Origin of the sequence: Sulfurisoma sediminicola, from assembly GCF_003865015.1 — a bacterium.
GTDB classification, from domain to species: Bacteria; Pseudomonadota; Gammaproteobacteria; order Burkholderiales; family Rhodocyclaceae; genus Sulfurisoma; species Sulfurisoma sediminicola.
Genome location: NZ_BHVV01000001.1, coordinates 413,783 through 429,778 on the forward strand (window position 1 = coordinate 413,783; position 15,996 = coordinate 429,778).

Annotated in this window: 11 protein-coding genes; 2 read left to right on the forward strand and 9 right to left on the reverse strand. The window is 67.0% G+C overall.

The annotated features are described in order from the left end of the window. Nucleotides 1–337: 337 nt before the first annotated feature. From EJE94_RS01920 to dnaE, 3 genes are read right to left on the reverse strand one after another with little or no spacing between them, the layout of a single operon-like run. The gene (locus tag EJE94_RS01920; protein ID WP_121239804.1) at nt 338–2,860 is read right to left on the reverse strand and encodes a glycogen/starch/alpha-glucan phosphorylase; all 2,523 of its coding nucleotides are present in this window, start codon (nt 2,858–2,860) and stop codon (nt 338–340) included. Between the two features lie 13 nt (nt 2,861–2,873). Further along, nucleotides 2,874–3,371, reverse strand: coding sequence for a WbuC family cupin fold metalloprotein (locus EJE94_RS01925; RefSeq protein ID WP_243642495.1), 498 nt, complete (start codon nt 3,369–3,371; stop codon nt 2,874–2,876). Next, nucleotides 3,368–6,808, reverse strand: a complete 3,441-nt coding sequence (gene dnaE, locus EJE94_RS01930; RefSeq protein ID WP_121239805.1) for a DNA polymerase III subunit alpha — start codon at nt 6,806–6,808, stop codon at nt 3,368–3,370. The genes EJE94_RS01925 and dnaE overlap by 4 nt, the downstream gene beginning before the upstream one ends. A gap of 178 nt (nt 6,809–6,986) precedes the next feature. Between dnaE and EJE94_RS01935 the strand changes: the two genes are divergently transcribed. Further along, nucleotides 6,987–7,244, forward strand: a complete 258-nt coding sequence (locus tag EJE94_RS01935) for a hypothetical protein (RefSeq protein ID WP_121239806.1) — start codon at nt 6,987–6,989, stop codon at nt 7,242–7,244. A gap of 18 nt (nt 7,245–7,262) precedes the next feature. Here the strand turns inward: EJE94_RS01935 and EJE94_RS01940 are convergent, their stop codons facing one another. After that, complete coding sequence (locus EJE94_RS01940) at nt 7,263–7,889, reverse strand: ParA family protein (protein WP_121239807.1); 627 nt, start codon at nt 7,887–7,889, stop codon at nt 7,263–7,265. Nucleotides 7,890–8,152: 263 nt separating this feature from the next. Here EJE94_RS01940 and EJE94_RS01945 point away from each other — a divergent pair, with 263 nt between their 5' ends. Continuing rightward, nucleotides 8,153–8,695: a hemerythrin domain-containing protein gene (locus EJE94_RS01945; protein ID WP_121239808.1), complete on the forward strand. Its 543-nt coding sequence runs from the start codon at nt 8,153–8,155 to the stop codon at nt 8,693–8,695. A gap of 13 nt (nt 8,696–8,708) precedes the next feature. Here EJE94_RS01945 and EJE94_RS01950 read toward each other — a convergent pair whose 3' ends face one another. The 5 genes from EJE94_RS01950 to EJE94_RS01970 all read right to left on the reverse strand — a co-directional run bounded on the left by EJE94_RS01950 (nt 8,709) and on the right by EJE94_RS01970 (nt 15,956). Further along, nucleotides 8,709–9,683 (reverse strand): quinone oxidoreductase family protein, encoded by a 975-nt coding sequence (locus EJE94_RS01950; protein ID WP_121239809.1) that lies wholly within the window; start codon nt 9,681–9,683, stop codon nt 8,709–8,711. Nucleotides 9,684–9,746: 63 nt separating this feature from the next. Further along, a complete protein-coding gene (locus EJE94_RS01955) occupies nt 9,747–10,331 on the reverse strand; it encodes a DUF3617 domain-containing protein (protein WP_121239810.1) in 585 nt (194 codons plus the stop codon). A 173-nt stretch (nt 10,332–10,504) separates the two neighbouring features. After that, nucleotides 10,505–12,805, reverse strand: a complete 2,301-nt coding sequence (locus EJE94_RS01960) for an NADP-dependent malic enzyme (RefSeq protein ID WP_121239811.1) — start codon at nt 12,803–12,805, stop codon at nt 10,505–10,507. Between the two features lie 98 nt (nt 12,806–12,903). After that, nucleotides 12,904–15,156, reverse strand: coding sequence for a putative bifunctional diguanylate cyclase/phosphodiesterase (locus EJE94_RS01965; RefSeq protein WP_121239812.1), 2,253 nt, complete (start codon nt 15,154–15,156; stop codon nt 12,904–12,906). A 14-nt stretch (nt 15,157–15,170) separates the two neighbouring features. Continuing rightward, nucleotides 15,171–15,956, reverse strand: coding sequence for an SDR family oxidoreductase (locus EJE94_RS01970; protein WP_121239813.1), 786 nt, complete (start codon nt 15,954–15,956; stop codon nt 15,171–15,173). Nucleotides 15,957–15,996 lie beyond the last annotated feature (40 nt).

Consider the following 15,996-nt stretch of genomic DNA (forward strand, 5'->3'; position numbering starts at 1 on the left):
GGAAGTGCCGAGTGTTTATAAGGTAGCACAGTTCGTATTGCGCTATTTTTCGGTGCTGCTATGCCCGGTTGCGGCCGGCTGCCGGAGTACGGCCCGACGCAATCAATGGCCGTTGTCCGCTGCATTGCCGACCTACAATCTCAAAACCCCATTCCGAATTCTGAATGGCGGCTTCAGAATTGTCGGCCAGCGCAGCGAAAGTCAGCTTTCTATTACCGCCAGCGGCGGCTTAGGGCGTGAACCGCCAGCCAAGCTCGTCTTCAGCGGTCATTGAATAAAGTCGGCGCTGGCGACACGGCGCCCATGGGCACGATCGCGCCGCTGCCAGTCCTTGGCCCTATGCCTTCGGTGCCACCGGCGCCAGCTGCCAGATCTCCGCGTTGTATTCCGCCATGGTGCGGTCGGTCGAGAACTTGCCGCTCGCCGCAGTGTTGAGGATGCTCATGCGCGTCCACCGCTCGCGATCGCGATAGGCGACGGCCGCGCGTTCCTGCGCATCGACATAGGAGCGGAAGTCGGCCGCGACCAGCCAGGGGTCGTGCGGGCTGCGGATGGCCTGGACGATGGGGTCGAACAGGCCCGGCTCGAACTGGTTGAAGTGGCCGGATTCGAGCAGTGCCATCACCCGCGCCAGGTCGGGATCGGCGGCGATGAGCGCATTCGGGTCGTAGCCTCGACGCGCCGCTTCGACCTCCTCGGCGGTCAGGCCGAAGAGGAAGAAATTCTCGTCGCCTACCTCCTCGCGGATCTCAATGTTGGCGCCGTCGAGGGTGCCGATGGTGGCCGCGCCGTTCATCATGAACTTCATGTTGCCCGTGCCCGAGGCCTCCTTGCCGGCGGTGGAGATCTGCTCCGAGAGATCGGTGCCCGGCGCGATCACTTCCATCGCCGAGACGCGATAGTTGGGCAGGAAGGCGAGCTTGAGCCAGTCGCGCACTTCCTCGTCTTCGTTCACCGCCTCGGCCACCCGACAGATCAGCGAGATGATGCGCTTGGCCATGAAGTAGCCGGGCGCGGCCTTGCCGCCGATCAGCACGCAGCGCCGCGTCCACTCGGACTCTTCGCCGTCCTTGAGCCGGGCGTAGAGGTGGATGACATGCAACACGTTGAGCAGCTGGCGCTTGTACTCGTGGATGCGCTTGACCTGCACGTCGAACAGCGCGTCGGGATCGAAGTCCACGCCGCAGTCGCGCCTCACCATCTCGGCCAGGCGCACCTTGTTGGCGCGCTTGACCTCGTGCCAGCGGCTACGGAAGGCGGCATCGTCGGCATGGCGCGCCAGGCCGCGCAGATCGTCGAGGCGGGTGATCCAGCGCTCGCCGATGGTCGCGTTGACCAGTCGGGCCATGCCCGGGTTGGCGGCGGCGATCCAGCGCCGCTGCGTCACGCCGTTGGTCTTGTTGTTGAACTTCTCCGGCCACAGCTCGAAGAAGTCGCGGAACAGGCCCTGCTGCAGCAGGTCCGAGTGCAGCTCGGCCACGCCATTGACCGAGAAGCTGCCGACGATCGCGAGGTAGGCCATGCGCACCTGCGGCTCCGGCCCTTCCTCGATCAGCGACATCCGCGCCAGGCGTTCGCTGTCGCCGGGCCAGCGCCGCGCCACCGCGATGAGGAAGCGCGCATTGATCTCGTAGATGATCTCCAGCAGGCGCGGCAACAGCAGCCCGAACAGGCGCACCGGCCATTTCTCGAGCGCCTCGGGCAGCAGCGTGTGGTTGGTGTAGGCCATGGTGCGGCTGACGATGGCCCAGGCGGCGTCCCATTCGAGGCTGTGCTCGTCGATCAGCAGCCGCATCAGCTCGGGCACGGCGCAGGTCGGGTGGGTGTCGTTGAGCTGGAAGCAGTTCTTGTCGGCGAAGGCGGAGAAGTCGTTGCCGTGGCGCAGTTCCCAGCGCTCGAGCACGTCCTGCAGGCTGGCCGAGGCGAGGAAGTATTGCTGCTTGAGGCGCAGTTCCTTGCCGTTCTCCGAGGCATCGTTGGGGTAGAGCACCATGGTGATGTTCTCGGCCGCGTTCTTCGCCGCCACCGACTCCGTGTAGGAGCCGGCATTGAACTCGCCGAGGTCGAACTCGTCGGTGGCCGCCGCAGACCACAGCCGCAGCACGTTGACCGTGCCGTTGCGGTAGCCCGGGATTGGCGTGTCGAAGGGCACGGCCAGCACGTCGTGGCTGTCGACCCAGCGCGCATGCTGGCGCCCCCTGGCGTCCTTGTAGAACTCGGTGCGGCCGTAGTAGTGGATGCGCCGCGTGTGCTCCGGCCGCTCCAGTTCCCACGGATTGCCGTCGCGCAGCCAGTGGTCGGGCTCCTCGACCTGGCGGCCGCTTTCGATGTACTGGCGGAACATGCCGTATTCGTAGCGGATGCCGTAGCCCATCACCGGCAGCTGCAGCGTCGCGCAGCTGTCGAGGAAGCAGGCGGCGAGGCGGCCGAGGCCGCCGTTGCCGAGGCCGGCGTCGTGCTCGACGTCGATCAGCTCCTCGAGGTCGAGGCCGAGGCGATGCAGCGCCGCTTCGGCGGCAGCGTCGAGGCCGAGGTTGAGCAGGGCATTGCCGAGCGTGCGCCCCATCAGGAACTCGAGCGACATGTAATAGGCGTGGCGGGCGCCGGCTTCCTCGTAGGCGTAGCGCGTCTGCCGCCAGCGCTCCATCAGGCGGTCGCGCAGCGCCAGCACCAGCGCCTGATACGGGTAGTGCGAGGAACGGCAATACTTGTCGCGCCCGAGGAAGGTGCCGAAGTAGCGGCGGATGTCGAGTGCGAGCGCATCGGCATCCATGCCGAGCGGCGGCAGCTCGGAAAGTTCGGCCGTGGGTTTGCTCGCGCGCAGCGGCTTCAGGGGGCTGGGACTGGTGACGGATTTCATGGGCGCTCGCAGGTCAGGAGAAAAGCCGGCGCAGGCCGGCAAGGTAGGCAGGGGCTTCGGCCGCGTTCTCCGCCGGCGCCCAGGGCGCGCGCTCGGCCTCGGTCAGCGGCAGGTAGGGACCGGACTTGGCCTCGAGGAAGACGGTGCCCGGCTCGAAGGCGAAGACCGTGTGCCAGGTGCCATGGGGAATGTCGATGCCAAGCACCGTATCGGCAGCGCGCCCCGAAGGAAGTACCCCTGGGGTGCCGACTATTTGCGTCAGCGTCACCTGGCCGGCATCGTCGAAAACGACCAGCGCCAGCGTGCCGCGCAACACCACCATGGTCTCGTCCTTGGCCGGATCGAGGTGGCGATGCGGCGCGATGTAGGAGCCGGGCTCGATGGCGTTGAGCAGGCGGTGGGCAGGATAGTCGTCGCGCGGATGGAAGTTGCGGTTCTTGCGCCCCCGCGGGGCGGTGCGGGCTTCGGCACTGACCTCGTCGAGCAGCGCGGTATCGATCAAGCGGATCATGGATAGATCACTTTCACGTTCTCGGACGACAGCCATTCGACCAATCCGTCGAGCAGCCCATCGTCGAGGCGCACCCGCCAGGACTCGGGCAGCAGCAGTTCGGCCGCGGCATCGGTATTGCGATAGCACAGCCGCACCGGACAGCCGCCGCTGCGATAGGGGGCGAGGAGCGCCTGCAGCTTGCCGGCGGTTTCGGCACGGGAGCCGCCGTTGAGCGAGAGCTGCAACAGGCGCGCGTAGCGGCCGCGCGCCTCACCCATGGTGAGCAGGCGGTCGGCGGTGACGCGCAAGCCGCCGCTGTAGTCGTCGCGGCCGACCTTGCCTTCGACCAGCAGCAGCTCGTCTTCCCTGATCTTGTTGCGCTCGGCTTCCCACAGCTCGTTGAACACCGTCAGCTCGACCTGCGCCGCGCCGTCGTCGAGGGTGATGATGGCCATCTTGCCGCGGCGGGTCATTTGGGTGCGCGTGGCCAGCACCACGCCGGCGAGCAGTTGCGGGTCCCGTTGCGCCTCGATCTGTCCGAGGCCGCGCTTGACGAAGCTCGCCAGCTCGGCACGGTAGGCGTTGAACGGATGGCCGGAGAGGAAGAATCCGAGCGCGGTCTTTTCCTGCAACAGGCGCTCGCGCTCGCCCCACGGCGCGGCCTCGACATAGCTGACCGGGGCGGCGCCGCCGCCGTCGGCCATGTCGAACAGGCCGCCCTGCAGGACGTTGCGCTCGGCCTGCTCGGCCGCCTCCAGCGCGATGCCGACCGATGCCAGCATCTTCGCGCGGTGGGCATCGAGGGCATCGAAAGCGCCGGCACGGACGAGCGCCTCGACGACGCGGCGATTGACCACGCGCTTGTCGATGCGGCGGCAGAAGTCGAAGAGGTCGGCGAACGGCCCGGCTTCGCGCGCCTTGAGGATCGCGCCAAGCGCCGACTCGCCGGTGCCCTTGATCGCGCCGAGGCCGTAGCGGATGGTCGTCGCATCGACCGGCTCGAAGCGGATGCCGCCGTGGTTGATGTCGGGCGGCAGGAAGGCCAGCCCGTTGTCCCTGGCGTCGTTGAAGAAGAACTGCACCTTGTCGGTGTTGGCCATTTCCGACGACAGCGTCGCCGCGACGAAGGCCGCCGGGTAGTGGCACTTGAGCCATGCCGTCTGGTAGGCGACCAGCGAGTAGGCGGCGGCGTGCGACTTGTTGAAGCCGTAGCCGGCGAACTTCTCCATGGTGTCGAAGATCTCGTTGGCCTTGTCCGGGAGGATGGCGTTCCCGGCCGCGCCCTTGACGAAGATCTCCCGCTGCTGCGCCATCTCCTCGGGCTTCTTCTTGCCCATGGCGCGGCGCAGCAGGTCGGCACCGCCGAGCGAATAGTTCGCCGCGACCTGCGCCGTCTGCATCACCTGCTCCTGATACACCATGATGCCGTAGGTGGTGGCGAGCACGGGCTCAAGGCTGGGATGCGGATAGACCACGCGCTCGCGGCCGTGCTTGCGGGCGATGAAGGTCGGGATGAAGTCCATCGGCCCCGGCCGGTAGAGGGCGTTAAGGGCGATCAGGTCCTCGAGGCGGTCGGGCCGCGCCTGCACCAGCGTGTCCTTCATGCCGCCGGATTCGAACTGGAACACCGCCGTGGTGTTGGCGGTCTTGAAGACCTTGTCGTAGGTTTCCTTGTCGTCGAGCGGCAGCGCGTCGAGGTCGATGTCCACGCCATGCACGCGTTTCACCGACTTCACCGCCTCGTCGAGAATGGTCAGCGTGCGCAGGCCGAGGAAGTCGAACTTGACCAGGCCCGCCTTCTCGACATCGTCCTTGTCGAATTGCGACACCACCGATTCGGCGCCGCCGGTGGCCGAGTAGAGCGGGCAGAAGTCGGTGAGCTTGCCCGGCGCGATCAGCACGCCGCCGGCGTGCATGCCGACGTTGCGCGTCAGCCCCTCGAGCTTGACGGCCAGGGTCCACAGCTGCTTCAACTCCTCTTCGCGCTCGACGCGATCGACGAGCAGCGGCTCGGCTTCGCGCGCCTTCTCCAGCGTGATGCCGAGTTCGTTGGGGATCAGCTTGGCGAACTGGTCGACGAAGTTGAACGGCAGGTCGAGCACGCGGCCGACGTCGCGGATCACCGCCTTGGCCGCCATGGTGCCGAAGGTGGCGATCTGCGACACGGCGTGGCCACCGTACTTGTCCTTGACGTACTGGATGACGCGATCGCGCCCTTCCTGGCAGAAGTCGATGTCGAAGTCCGGCATCGACACCCGCTCGGGATTGAGGAAACGCTCGAACAGCAGCTCGTAGCGGATCGGGTCGAGGTCGGTGATATTGAGGCTGTAGGCCACCAGCGAACCGGCGCCGGAGCCGCGGCCGGGCCCCACCGGCACGCCGTTGTTCTTGGCCCAGTTGATGAAGTCGGCGACGATCAGGAAGTAGCCGGGAAAGCCCATCTGCTGGATGGTCTTGATCTCGAACTCGAGGCGCTCGGCGTACTGCGGGCGCCGACTTTCCCGCTCCGCCGCATCGGGGAACAGCCGCGCCAAGCGCACTTCGAGCCCGGCGCGCGACTCGTTGGCGAGATGCTCGTCGAGCGTGACGCCGTCAGGCGTCGGGAACGGCGGCAGGAAGTTCTTGCCGAGCTGCACCGTCAGGTTGCAGCGCCGCGCGATCTCCACCGAGTTCTCCAGTGCCTCGGGCAGGTCGGCGAACATTTCGGCCATCTCGGCCTGGGTCTTGAAGTACTGCTCCGCGGAAAACACCTTGGGCCGGCGCGTGTCGGCCAGGACGTAACCCTCGGCGATGCAGACGCGCGCCTCGTGGGCGGTGAAGTCGTCGCGCGCGAGGAACTGCACCGGATGGGTCGCCACCAGCGGCAGGCCGAGACGGCCGGCGAGCTGAACGCTCTGCTGCACCAGCGGTTCCGTGTTGCCGCCGCCGCAGCGCTGCACCTCGAGATAGAAGCTGTCGGGGAAGAGTCGGGCCCATTCCTGCGCCCGCGCCTCGGCGCGGTCGTTCTTGCCGGCCAGCAGGGCCTGGCCGATGTCGCCGAGGGCCGCGCCCGACAGCGCGATCAGGCCGCCGTTGTCGCCGCCGGCGAACATCGCCGGCGTGATCTCGGCGCGACCATGGCGACGCGGGGTGAGTTGCGCCGCCGACAGCAGCTCGCACAGCCGCAGATAGCCGGCGCGGTTCTTCGCCAGCAGCAGCAGGCGCGAGGGCGGATCACGCTCCGCGCCGTCGCCCGCGGCAACCCAGACGTCGGCGCCGATGACAGGCTTGACCCCGGCGCCGCGCGCCGCGGTGTAGAACTTGACCATGCCGAAGAGATTGCCGAGGTCGGTCAGCGCCAGCGCCGGCATGCCGTCCGCCACCGCCGTCCGGATCGCGTCATCGATGCGGGTCAGGCCGTCGGTGATCGAGTACTCACTGTGGAGGCGGAGGTGGACGAAGCGCGGAGCAGGCATGGAGCCGGAATTTTACCCCCGGCATTTGCGCCGGCCATCAGCAACACTTATACGCGATTAGCGGCGGCGCGCCCCGGTTCTTCCGCGGTGAACACCCGCCCGCTGCAGACGAGCCCAATTCCTCATTTGCGTTTAGACTCGCGCCGAGTAACGTGCATTACGCCAAGGGAGAGACTTCATGACGCACCAGCAAAACCGCCTGCTCGTGGGCATCGCCATCTGCCTCTTGTCGTCGATCGCCGTCGCGGCGGCTCCGACCGACGCCAAGGCGCCAGTCGCCGCGGCGCCGGCGCCGGAAGCCAAGCTCGCCACTGCGCCGGAAGCCGCGCCGGCGCAGCAGGCGAGGAAACGCGTCCACACCGGCAGCGACGCGCGCAAGTGCCTCAAGCAGCCCGACAATAAGGGCGTTCGCCGCTGCGCCGAAAAATTCCGCTGACGCTGTCGCAGCGCCGCCTCAGGCCGATTCAGCCCAGGCCGTAAGCGGCTGCCACTGTTCCCAGTCCTGTGCGGCGCGCGAGGCCGGCATCTCGAAGATGGTGAGGCCGTGGGCGGCCGCCTGGACGTAGTTCTGGGTATCGCGCAGATAAGCCAGCACCGGCAAGCCGCGCCCGGCGAGGAAGCGCTCGAGCTCGCCGGCCGCGCGGGTGCGCGCATCGACGCGCATGCCGACCACGGCGACGAAGGCGTGCTGCTTGCGGATTTCCTTTTCCTCCAGCAGCAGGTCGAGGAAATGCTGGGTGGCGAGGATGTCGAAGATCGAGGGCTGCAGCGGCACGATCACGCGGTTCACCAGCTTGAGTACCTGAGCCAGCTTCTTGCCGTGCAGTCCCGCCGGCGTGTCGAGCACGACGTGGGTCGTCTCCTTCGGCGGCCGCGCCGGACGGTCCGCCTCGATCTCCCAAGTGGCGATGCGCGGCAGGCCGGGTGGCCGGATCTTCAGCCACTCGCGCGCAGACTGCTGGCGGTCGATGTCGCCGAGCATCACCGCGCGGCCCTGCCGCGCGAACCAGCCGGCGAGGTTCGTGGCGAGCGTGCTCTTGCCGCAGCCGCCCTTGGGATTCGCGATGAGGAAGGAGTGCATGGGGCCTATGATACCGGGCCGCGGGCGGAGACGGCATCGAGGACGATCCGCCTGATCAGCGGCGCGCGCATGCGCCACAGCACGATGAAGCAGCCAAAGTGCCCTTTTCGAGATTCATGCTGCCGCCGGCTTCCAGCCGATCAGGGGCAATGGCGACGCCGCCGGCCAAAAATTCATTTTCTTGATCGTGATCACTTACCTATGCTGCCGGAATTTGCTAATGTAATATTTGATCGGAATTTTCATTCCATTGGAGAAGCGCCATGTTCCTCTTTGACAAGCTGTTCGGCAAGAAAGAAGCGGCTCCCACGACCGGCCTGCCCGCCACGACACCGGGCGCCGCTTCGGCCAGGCCGCAGGCAAGCGCACCCGGCACCGGCATTCGTCACGATCCACGACTGATCGAAGCGCTCAAGGAAGACCACCGCCTGCTGCTCGACATCTACACGGCCATCGACGCCGCCCGGCGCACCGAAGACCTGCTCAGCGTGCAGACTCGGCTCGGCCAGTTCCGCATGGTGCTGCAGGATCACCTGCTCAAGGAGAACGTGCGGCTCTATGTCTATCTCGAGCACGTGCTGAGGGGCGATTCCGTCAGCCACGAGCTGATGCACGAGTTCCGCCACGAGATGGATGGCATCGGCCGCGTGGTGGTCGGTTTCCTCAGCAAGTACCGGGAGATCGGCATCCATCCCGAACTCGCGGCCGAATTCGCCACGGACTTCGCCGCGATCGGCCAGGCGCTGGTCGCGCGCATCCGCCGCGAGGAAGACACCCTCTACCCGATGTACGCGCCGCTGGCCTGAGGCGGCGCGGCGGTCAGGGCAGCAACACGGTCGATCCCGTGGTGCGGCGCGCCTCGAGGTCGATGTGCGCCCGGGCCGCATCCTTGAGGGCGTAGGTCTGGTTGACCTCGATCTTCACCTTGCCCGAAGTCACGACGTCGAACAGCTCGCCGGCCATCTGCACCAGGTCGGTGCGCTTGGCCGTGTAGGTGAATAGCGTCGGCCGCGTCAGGAACAGCGAACCGCGCTTGGACAGATCCTGGGTGTCGACCGGCGCCACCGGCCCCGACGACTGGCCGAAGGTGACCATCATGCCCAGCGGGCGCAGGCAGTCGAGCGACTTGGCGAAGGTGTCGGCGCCGACCGAATCGTAGACCACCGGCACGCCGGAGCCGGCGGTGATTTCCCTGACGCGCTCGACGAAGTTCTCGCGGTTATAGACGATCGGGTGGTCGCAGCCATGGGCCTTCGCCAGCGCAGCCTTTTCGTCCGAACCGACCGTGCCGATGACGGTCGCGCCCAGCGCCTTGGCCCACTGGCAGACGATCAGCCCGACCCCGCCGGCGGCGGCCTGGATCAGGATGGTGTCGCCGGGCTGCACGCGGTAGGTGCGGCGCAACAGGTACTGCGCGGTCATGCCCTGCAGCATCATCGCCGCGGCCGTCTTCATGTCGATGGCGTCCGGCAGCTTCACCAGCCGGTCGGCCGGGATGTTGCGCGCCTCGGCGTAGGCGCCCACCGGCCCGCCGGCATAGGCGACTCGATCGCCGGCCTTGACCTCGGTCACCGCGCTGCCCACTGCCTCGACCACGCCGGCACCCTCAAGGCCGATGCCGGAGGGCAGGCCGATCGGGTAGCGGCCGGTGCGGTAATAGACGTCGATGAAGTTGAGGCCGACCGCGGAGTGAGCGACCCGCGCCTCGTTGGGTGCAGGCGCCGGCACCTCGACCTCTTCCCAGCGCAGCACTTCCGGCCCGCCGGCCTGGTGGAATCGGATGGCGTGAGTCATGGAGTCTCCGCGGGTTTCCCGGATGGCAAGGGACGCAAACTGCACTGATAGTCGATACGATTTCTAGCGGGCGGGCCCCTGAGCTCCCTTGGCCAACTGGTCCATGGGCTTGACGCCCTGGCAGTCGGAGCCCAGGTACTTCATTTGCGACTCGCTCTGCATGGTGTGGCGGCCATTGGCATCGGTCGTGGTCATATCCATGCGGCTGGTAACCATGTCGCTGCTGACGGTGCTTTCGCCCTTGCCCACCATGGTGCGCCCATTGGCGGTGCAATTGAATTCGAAACTGGTCTTGTTGCCGCTACGGCTCACCTTGGCAGGCTCGCAGCGGCCCTCGGGGTCCACCATCGGCTTGTCCCTGGCTGCCATGGCCGGACTGATGCAGATGCGCGTGCCGCCACCCGCACCCTTCGCCGGCATGGCCTGCCCGCCCATCATGGCCTCCATTTGCTTGCGGCGTTCAGGGGTCATTTTGGCCATTGATTGCTGCATTTTTTCCTGCGCAGCCGCCATTTGGGCGGTCATGTCACGACCGTCCATGACCTGCCTGATCTGATTCACTTCCCACAGCCCGGGTTTCAAGCCGCTACTCTGCGCGAAGGCGGTACCGCTCAGGGTGACGAGAACTACAAGCGTCGATTTCCTCATGTTTACCTCCACGTGGCGATGGTTGAGGTGAGCTTCAGGGTGAGCGCGAGACTAGCACATGACGCCGATGGATGATTGAATTTTGATATGACAACGTAGAATCGAATTCAGGGCCGCTTCATGCCATGCACCCCGGCCGGAGATACGCGCGCACTGCCTCCCAAGACGGCACATCAAGCGGCCGCTGCACCCCTCAAGTAATTCGCATCCACCACCCCCAGCGCCGTCATATTCACCAGCCGCCGCACGGTCGCCGTCGGCGTCAGGATATGCACGGGCTTGGCCGCGCCCAAAAGAATCGGCCCGACCGTCACCCCGTCGCCGTTCGTCTCCTTCAACAGGTTGAAGGCGATGTTGGCGGCATCGACGTTGGGCATGATCAACAGGTTGGCCTCGCCCTTGAAGCGGCAGTCGGGATAGAGACGGGAGCGGATGGCTTCGTTGAGCGCGGCGTCGCCGTGCATCTCGCCATCGACCTCGAGCTGCGGGTTGCGGGCGTTGATAATCTCCAGCGCGCGAGCCATCTTCTGCGCCGATTCCGAGCGCTTGCTGCCGAAGTTGGAATGCGACAGCAGCGCCACCTTGGGCACGAGGCCGAAGCGGCGCACCTCCTCCGCCGCCATCAGTGCGATGTCGGCGAGCAGGCCCGGATCGGGGTCGTCGTTCACATAGGTATCGCAGATGAACAGGGTGTGGCGCGGCAGCAGCAGCAGGTTCATGGCGGCGAAGCAGTGCGCGCGGGCTTTCAGTCCGATGATGTCGCGCACATGCGCGAGGTGCTGGTCGTGCTGGCCGACCAAACCGCAGAGCATGGCGTCGGCGTCGCCGCGGCGCAGCAGCATGGCGCCGATCAGCGTGGTGTCGGAACGCATGCGCTGCCTGGCCACCTCGGGCGTCACGCCCTGCCGCCCCATCAGGCGCTGATAGTCCTGCGCCAGTTCCTTGTAGCGGCTGTCGGACTCGGGATTCACCAGTTCGAAGTCGGTGCCCGGCTCGAGCGCGAGGCCGGCGCGCGCCAGCCGCGTCTCGATCACCTCGGGGCGGCCGATGACGATGGGCCGGGCGAGGCCGTCGGCGAGCACCGCCTGCACCGCGCGCAGCGTGCGCTCGTCCTCGCCGTCGCAGTAGATCACGCGGCGCGGGGCCTCCTTGGCGGCGGCGAACACCGGCTTCATAACGAAGCCCGAGTGGTAGACGAAGGCGTTGAGCTGGTCGGTGTAGGCGGCGAGGTCGGCCACCGGCCTTGTGGCCACCCCCGAGTCGGCCGCGGCCTGCGCCACGGCCGGCGCGATCTTGAGGATCAGGCGCGGATCGAAAGGCTTGGGGATCAGGTACTCGGGGCCGAAGCGCAGGCTCTCGCCGCCGTAGGCCATGGCCACCACGTCCGAGGCCTCGACGCGCGCCAGCGCGGCCAGCGCGCGCACGGCGGCGAGCTTCATCTCCTCGGTGATCGTCGTAGCGCCGGCATCGAGCGCGCCGCGGAAGATGAAGGGGAAGCACAGCACGTTGTTGACCTGGTTCGGGTAGTCCGAGCGGCCCGTGGCCATGATGGCATCACTGCGCACAGCGCGCACTTCCTCGGGCAGGATCTCCGGCGTCGGGTTGGCCAGCGCCAGGATCAGCGGGTTGGCGGCCATCTTCGCCACCATTTCCTTCTTCAGCACGCCGCCGGCCGAGAGGCCGAGGAAGACGTCGGCGCCCTCGATCACTTCGGCCAGGGTGCGCGCATCGGTCTTCTTGGCGTAGCGCGCCTTGATCGGGTCCATGTCCTCGACGCGGCCCTCGTAGGCCACGCCCTTGATGTCGGTGACCCAGATGTTCTCGACCTTGACGCCGAGATTGACCAGCAGGTCGAGGCAGGCCAGCGCGGCCGCGCCGGCGCCGGAGGTGACGAGTTTGACCTCGTCGAGCTTCTTGCCGATCAGGTGCAGGCCGTTCAATACGGCCGCGCCGACGACGATGGCGGTGCCGTGCTGGTCGTCGTGGAACACCGGAATCTTCATGCGCTTGCGCAGTTCGCGCTCGATCATGAAGCACTCGGGGGCCTTGATGTCCTCGAGGTTGATGCCGCCGAAGGTCGGCTCCATCGCGGCGATGTGCTCGATCAGCTTTTGCGGATCGGGTTCGTCGAGCTCGATGTCGAAGACGTCGATGCCGGCGAACTTCTTGAACAGCACGCCCTTGCCCTCCATCACCGGCTTGGCGGCGAGCGGGCCGATGTTGCCCAGCCCGAGCACGGCGGTGCCGTTGGTAACGACGCCGACGAGGTTGGCGCGCACCGTCAGGCGCGAGGCCTCGCGCGGATCGGCGACGATGGCTTCGCAGGCGGCGGCGACGCCGGGCGAGTAGGCGAGGGCGAGGTCGCGCTGGTTGGTGAGGCCCTTGGTCGGCACCACCGAAATCTTGCCGGGGCGCGGCAGGGCGTGGTATTCGAGGGCGGCGGCGGAAAGGTCGCGTTCGCTGTCGGCAGTCATGGCATTTGCGGTAGGCCGCTGGAAGAATGGGGGCCGCTGATTCTAGGCCCGGCGTACTGACACCTGCATTACGCCGCGCCGCGGGCGACGGTCTGCCGTCAGGAGACGAGATGCAGCTTGGGCTGGCCGTGGCTGCCGCGCTGCTCGATCCAGGCCAGGCAGGAACGGGCCGACATCGCCGGCGTCGCCAGGAAGCCCTGGTAGAAGTCGCAGCCCATCGCCTGCAGGATCTGCCGCTGGTTGTCGTTCTCGACGCCAACCGCCACGGTCTGCAGGCCGAGCGAATGGGCGAGGCTGATGACCGTCTGGGCGATGGCACGGCTGCTGACGCTCTCGACCAGATCATGGACGAAGAAAAGATCGACCTTGAGGGCCGACAGGGGCAACTTCTGCAGCGAAGCGAGGCAGGACAGGCCGGTGCCGAAGCGATCGAGGGCGAGCCGCACGCCGAGATTCCGCAGTTCCTGCATCGTCGTCATGATGCGTTCGCCCGACTGGCTCAGGGTGTTTTCGCTCAGGGCGAGTTCGACGCAGTCCGGGGCGATGCCGCTCTCGGCGATGGCCGCCGTGACGGTCTGCACCAGGTCGGGATGGTTGAACTGGTGCTGCGTGACATTCACCGACAGCCGCAGGCCGGCATATCCGGCGTCATGCCAGCCGCGCAGCTGCCGGCAGGCCGTGCGGATGACCCAGTCGCCGACCTCGCGGATCATGCCGGTATCCTCGAGCACGTCCATGAAATCGGGCGGCAGCAGCAGGTTGTCCTCGCCATCCTGCCAGCGCAGCAACACCTCGACCCCCTCCACCACATCGGCCGCCATGCTGATGACGGGCTGGTAATGCAGTTCGAAGGCCTCGTTGGCGAGACCGCGCCGCAGCCTGGCTTCGAGGTCGAGACGATCCTGGTGCCCGATCTCCAGCGCCGGCGAATAGACATGGAACATGCCCTGGCCGAGATTGCGCGCCTGATACATCGCGAGGTCGGCGGCACGGATCAGCCTGCCGACGAAGTCGGCATGATCCGGGAAGCAGGCGATGCCGATGCTGCCGCCGACGGTGATCTCGTGACCCTCGATCTCGAATGGCGCGCCGATTGCCTCGATCACCTGGCGGGCCACCTTCTCCGCGCCGGCGGGGTCGGCGAGATCCTCGAGGATGAGCGCGAACTCGTCGCCGCCGAGACGGGACACCAGCGCCTCCTTGTTGGCCAGGCCCGAGACACCGCGCCCCGGCCATTCGGCGTGGCCGAGCGTCTGCTGCAGTCGTCGCGCCACGGCGCACAGCAGCTTGTCGCCGACGGCATAGCCGAGCGAATCGTTAACCAGCTTGAAACGCGCCAGATCGAGAAACAGCAGGCCGACATGTCCGCCGCGGCGCTGGGCACGGAACAAGGCCTCGCTCAGCAGTTCGCGGAAGTAATCGCGGTTCGGCAGACGGGTAAGGCTGTCGTAATTGACGAAGAGGTTGAGATCCGATTCCGCATCGCGCCGCTCGGTGATGTTGCGAATCACGGCGACGCGGCAGACGTCCTTGCGCTCGCCGACGCGGCCGATCGAGACCTCGACCGGCACCAGACTGCCGTCCGCGTTTCGCGCCGATACCTCGAAGGCGCTGCCGGTCTCGAGCCAGATATGGCCGTCACGCAGGGCATTGCTGCCCGCAATATCGAACAGTGTCTGCAGCGGCTGGCCGAGCAGGGCCTCGCGGTCGCGGCCGAACAACTGCTCGCCGGCCTTGTTGACGTCTTTGATCCGCAGGTAGTCGTCGAAGCTGAGCATGCCATCGCGGGCGTAGGCGAACATCTGGCGCGACCGCGCCCGCTCCTCGGTCAGGGAGTCGATGGCGCGTTCCATGTCGCGCATCGGCAGATGGGCGAGCGCGAGATAGATGCCCATGCCCAGCGTGCCGCCGAGCAGCAGCGCGATCACCGCCAGCTCGATCAGGTGGCGCTGCGAACGCTCGACCACCACCCGCCCGGAAAACTTGGCGCCGGCGCCGAAGCTGGCCGACCGTTTCACCACCAGCAGAGAATTCGGCGGGGTACCCACCGCGACGATGCGCTTGCCGGCACCGTCCTCGATGTAGCGATACTCGCTGCCGCCTTTCGCATCGACCCGGGTGCCCAGCAGTTGCTTGAGCAACTCGTCCTGGCCGGTCCGTGTCTCGGCACTGCGCGCGGCCACCTCTTCCGTGACCCGCGCCAGGATGGCGCTGAGCATTTCGAGCTCGGCCACGTCCTTGCGATAGCCGTGCACCGTCACCATCGTCGGCAACAGCACCGTCACCACGACAGCGATCACCAGCGCCAGGGTGGTGATGACACGACGGGAGTAGGTGGCCGGATCGGACATGGGGACGTAAAGGGTCAGAAGGTCCCGGGGTAGGCACCACCGTCGAGCAGCCAGTTCTGCCCCGTGATGTAGCCGGCCTGCGCCGAACAGAGCCAGGCGCAGGCGGCACCGAACTCGGCCGGATCGCCGACACGGCCGGCGGGAATGGTCGCGACGCGCTCGGCCAGCGCGGCCTCGTAGCTGATGCCCTTGCTCTTGGCCTGGCCGCCGATCACCGCCTGCATGCGGTCGGTGGCGAAGAAGCCGGGCAACAGGTTGTTGATGGTGACGTTGTGACCGACCGTCTTGCGGGCGAGTCCGGCGACGAAGCCGGTCAGGCCGGAGCGGGCGCCGTTGGAGAGGCCGAGCACGTCGATCGGCGCCTTCACCGCGCCCGAGGTGATGTTGACGATGCGACCGAAGCGGCGCCCGATCATGCCGTCCACGGTCGCCTTGATGAGTTCGATCGGCGTCAGCATGTTGGCGTCAATCGCCTTGAGCCAGTCGTCGCGCGACCAGTCGCGGAAGTCGCCGGGGGGCGGACCACCGGCGTTGTTGACCAGGATGTCCGGCGCGGGACAGGCGGCCAGCGCAGCCGCGCGGCCCGCCGGTGTCGTGATGTCGGCAACGACCGTGGCGACCGCCGTGTCGCCAGCGCCGAGTTTTCGCAACTCGGCCGCCGTCGCCTCCAGCGCCTCGGCGCCGCGCGCGACGATCGTCACCGCCACGCCCTCGCGTGCCAGAGCAGCGGCACAAGCACGCCCCAGACCCTTGCTGGCCGCGCAAACGAGTGCCCGCCGTCCGGATATTCCAAGGTCCATCGTATTATGGTTATCTCCTCTAGCAACATTAGTCTACTCT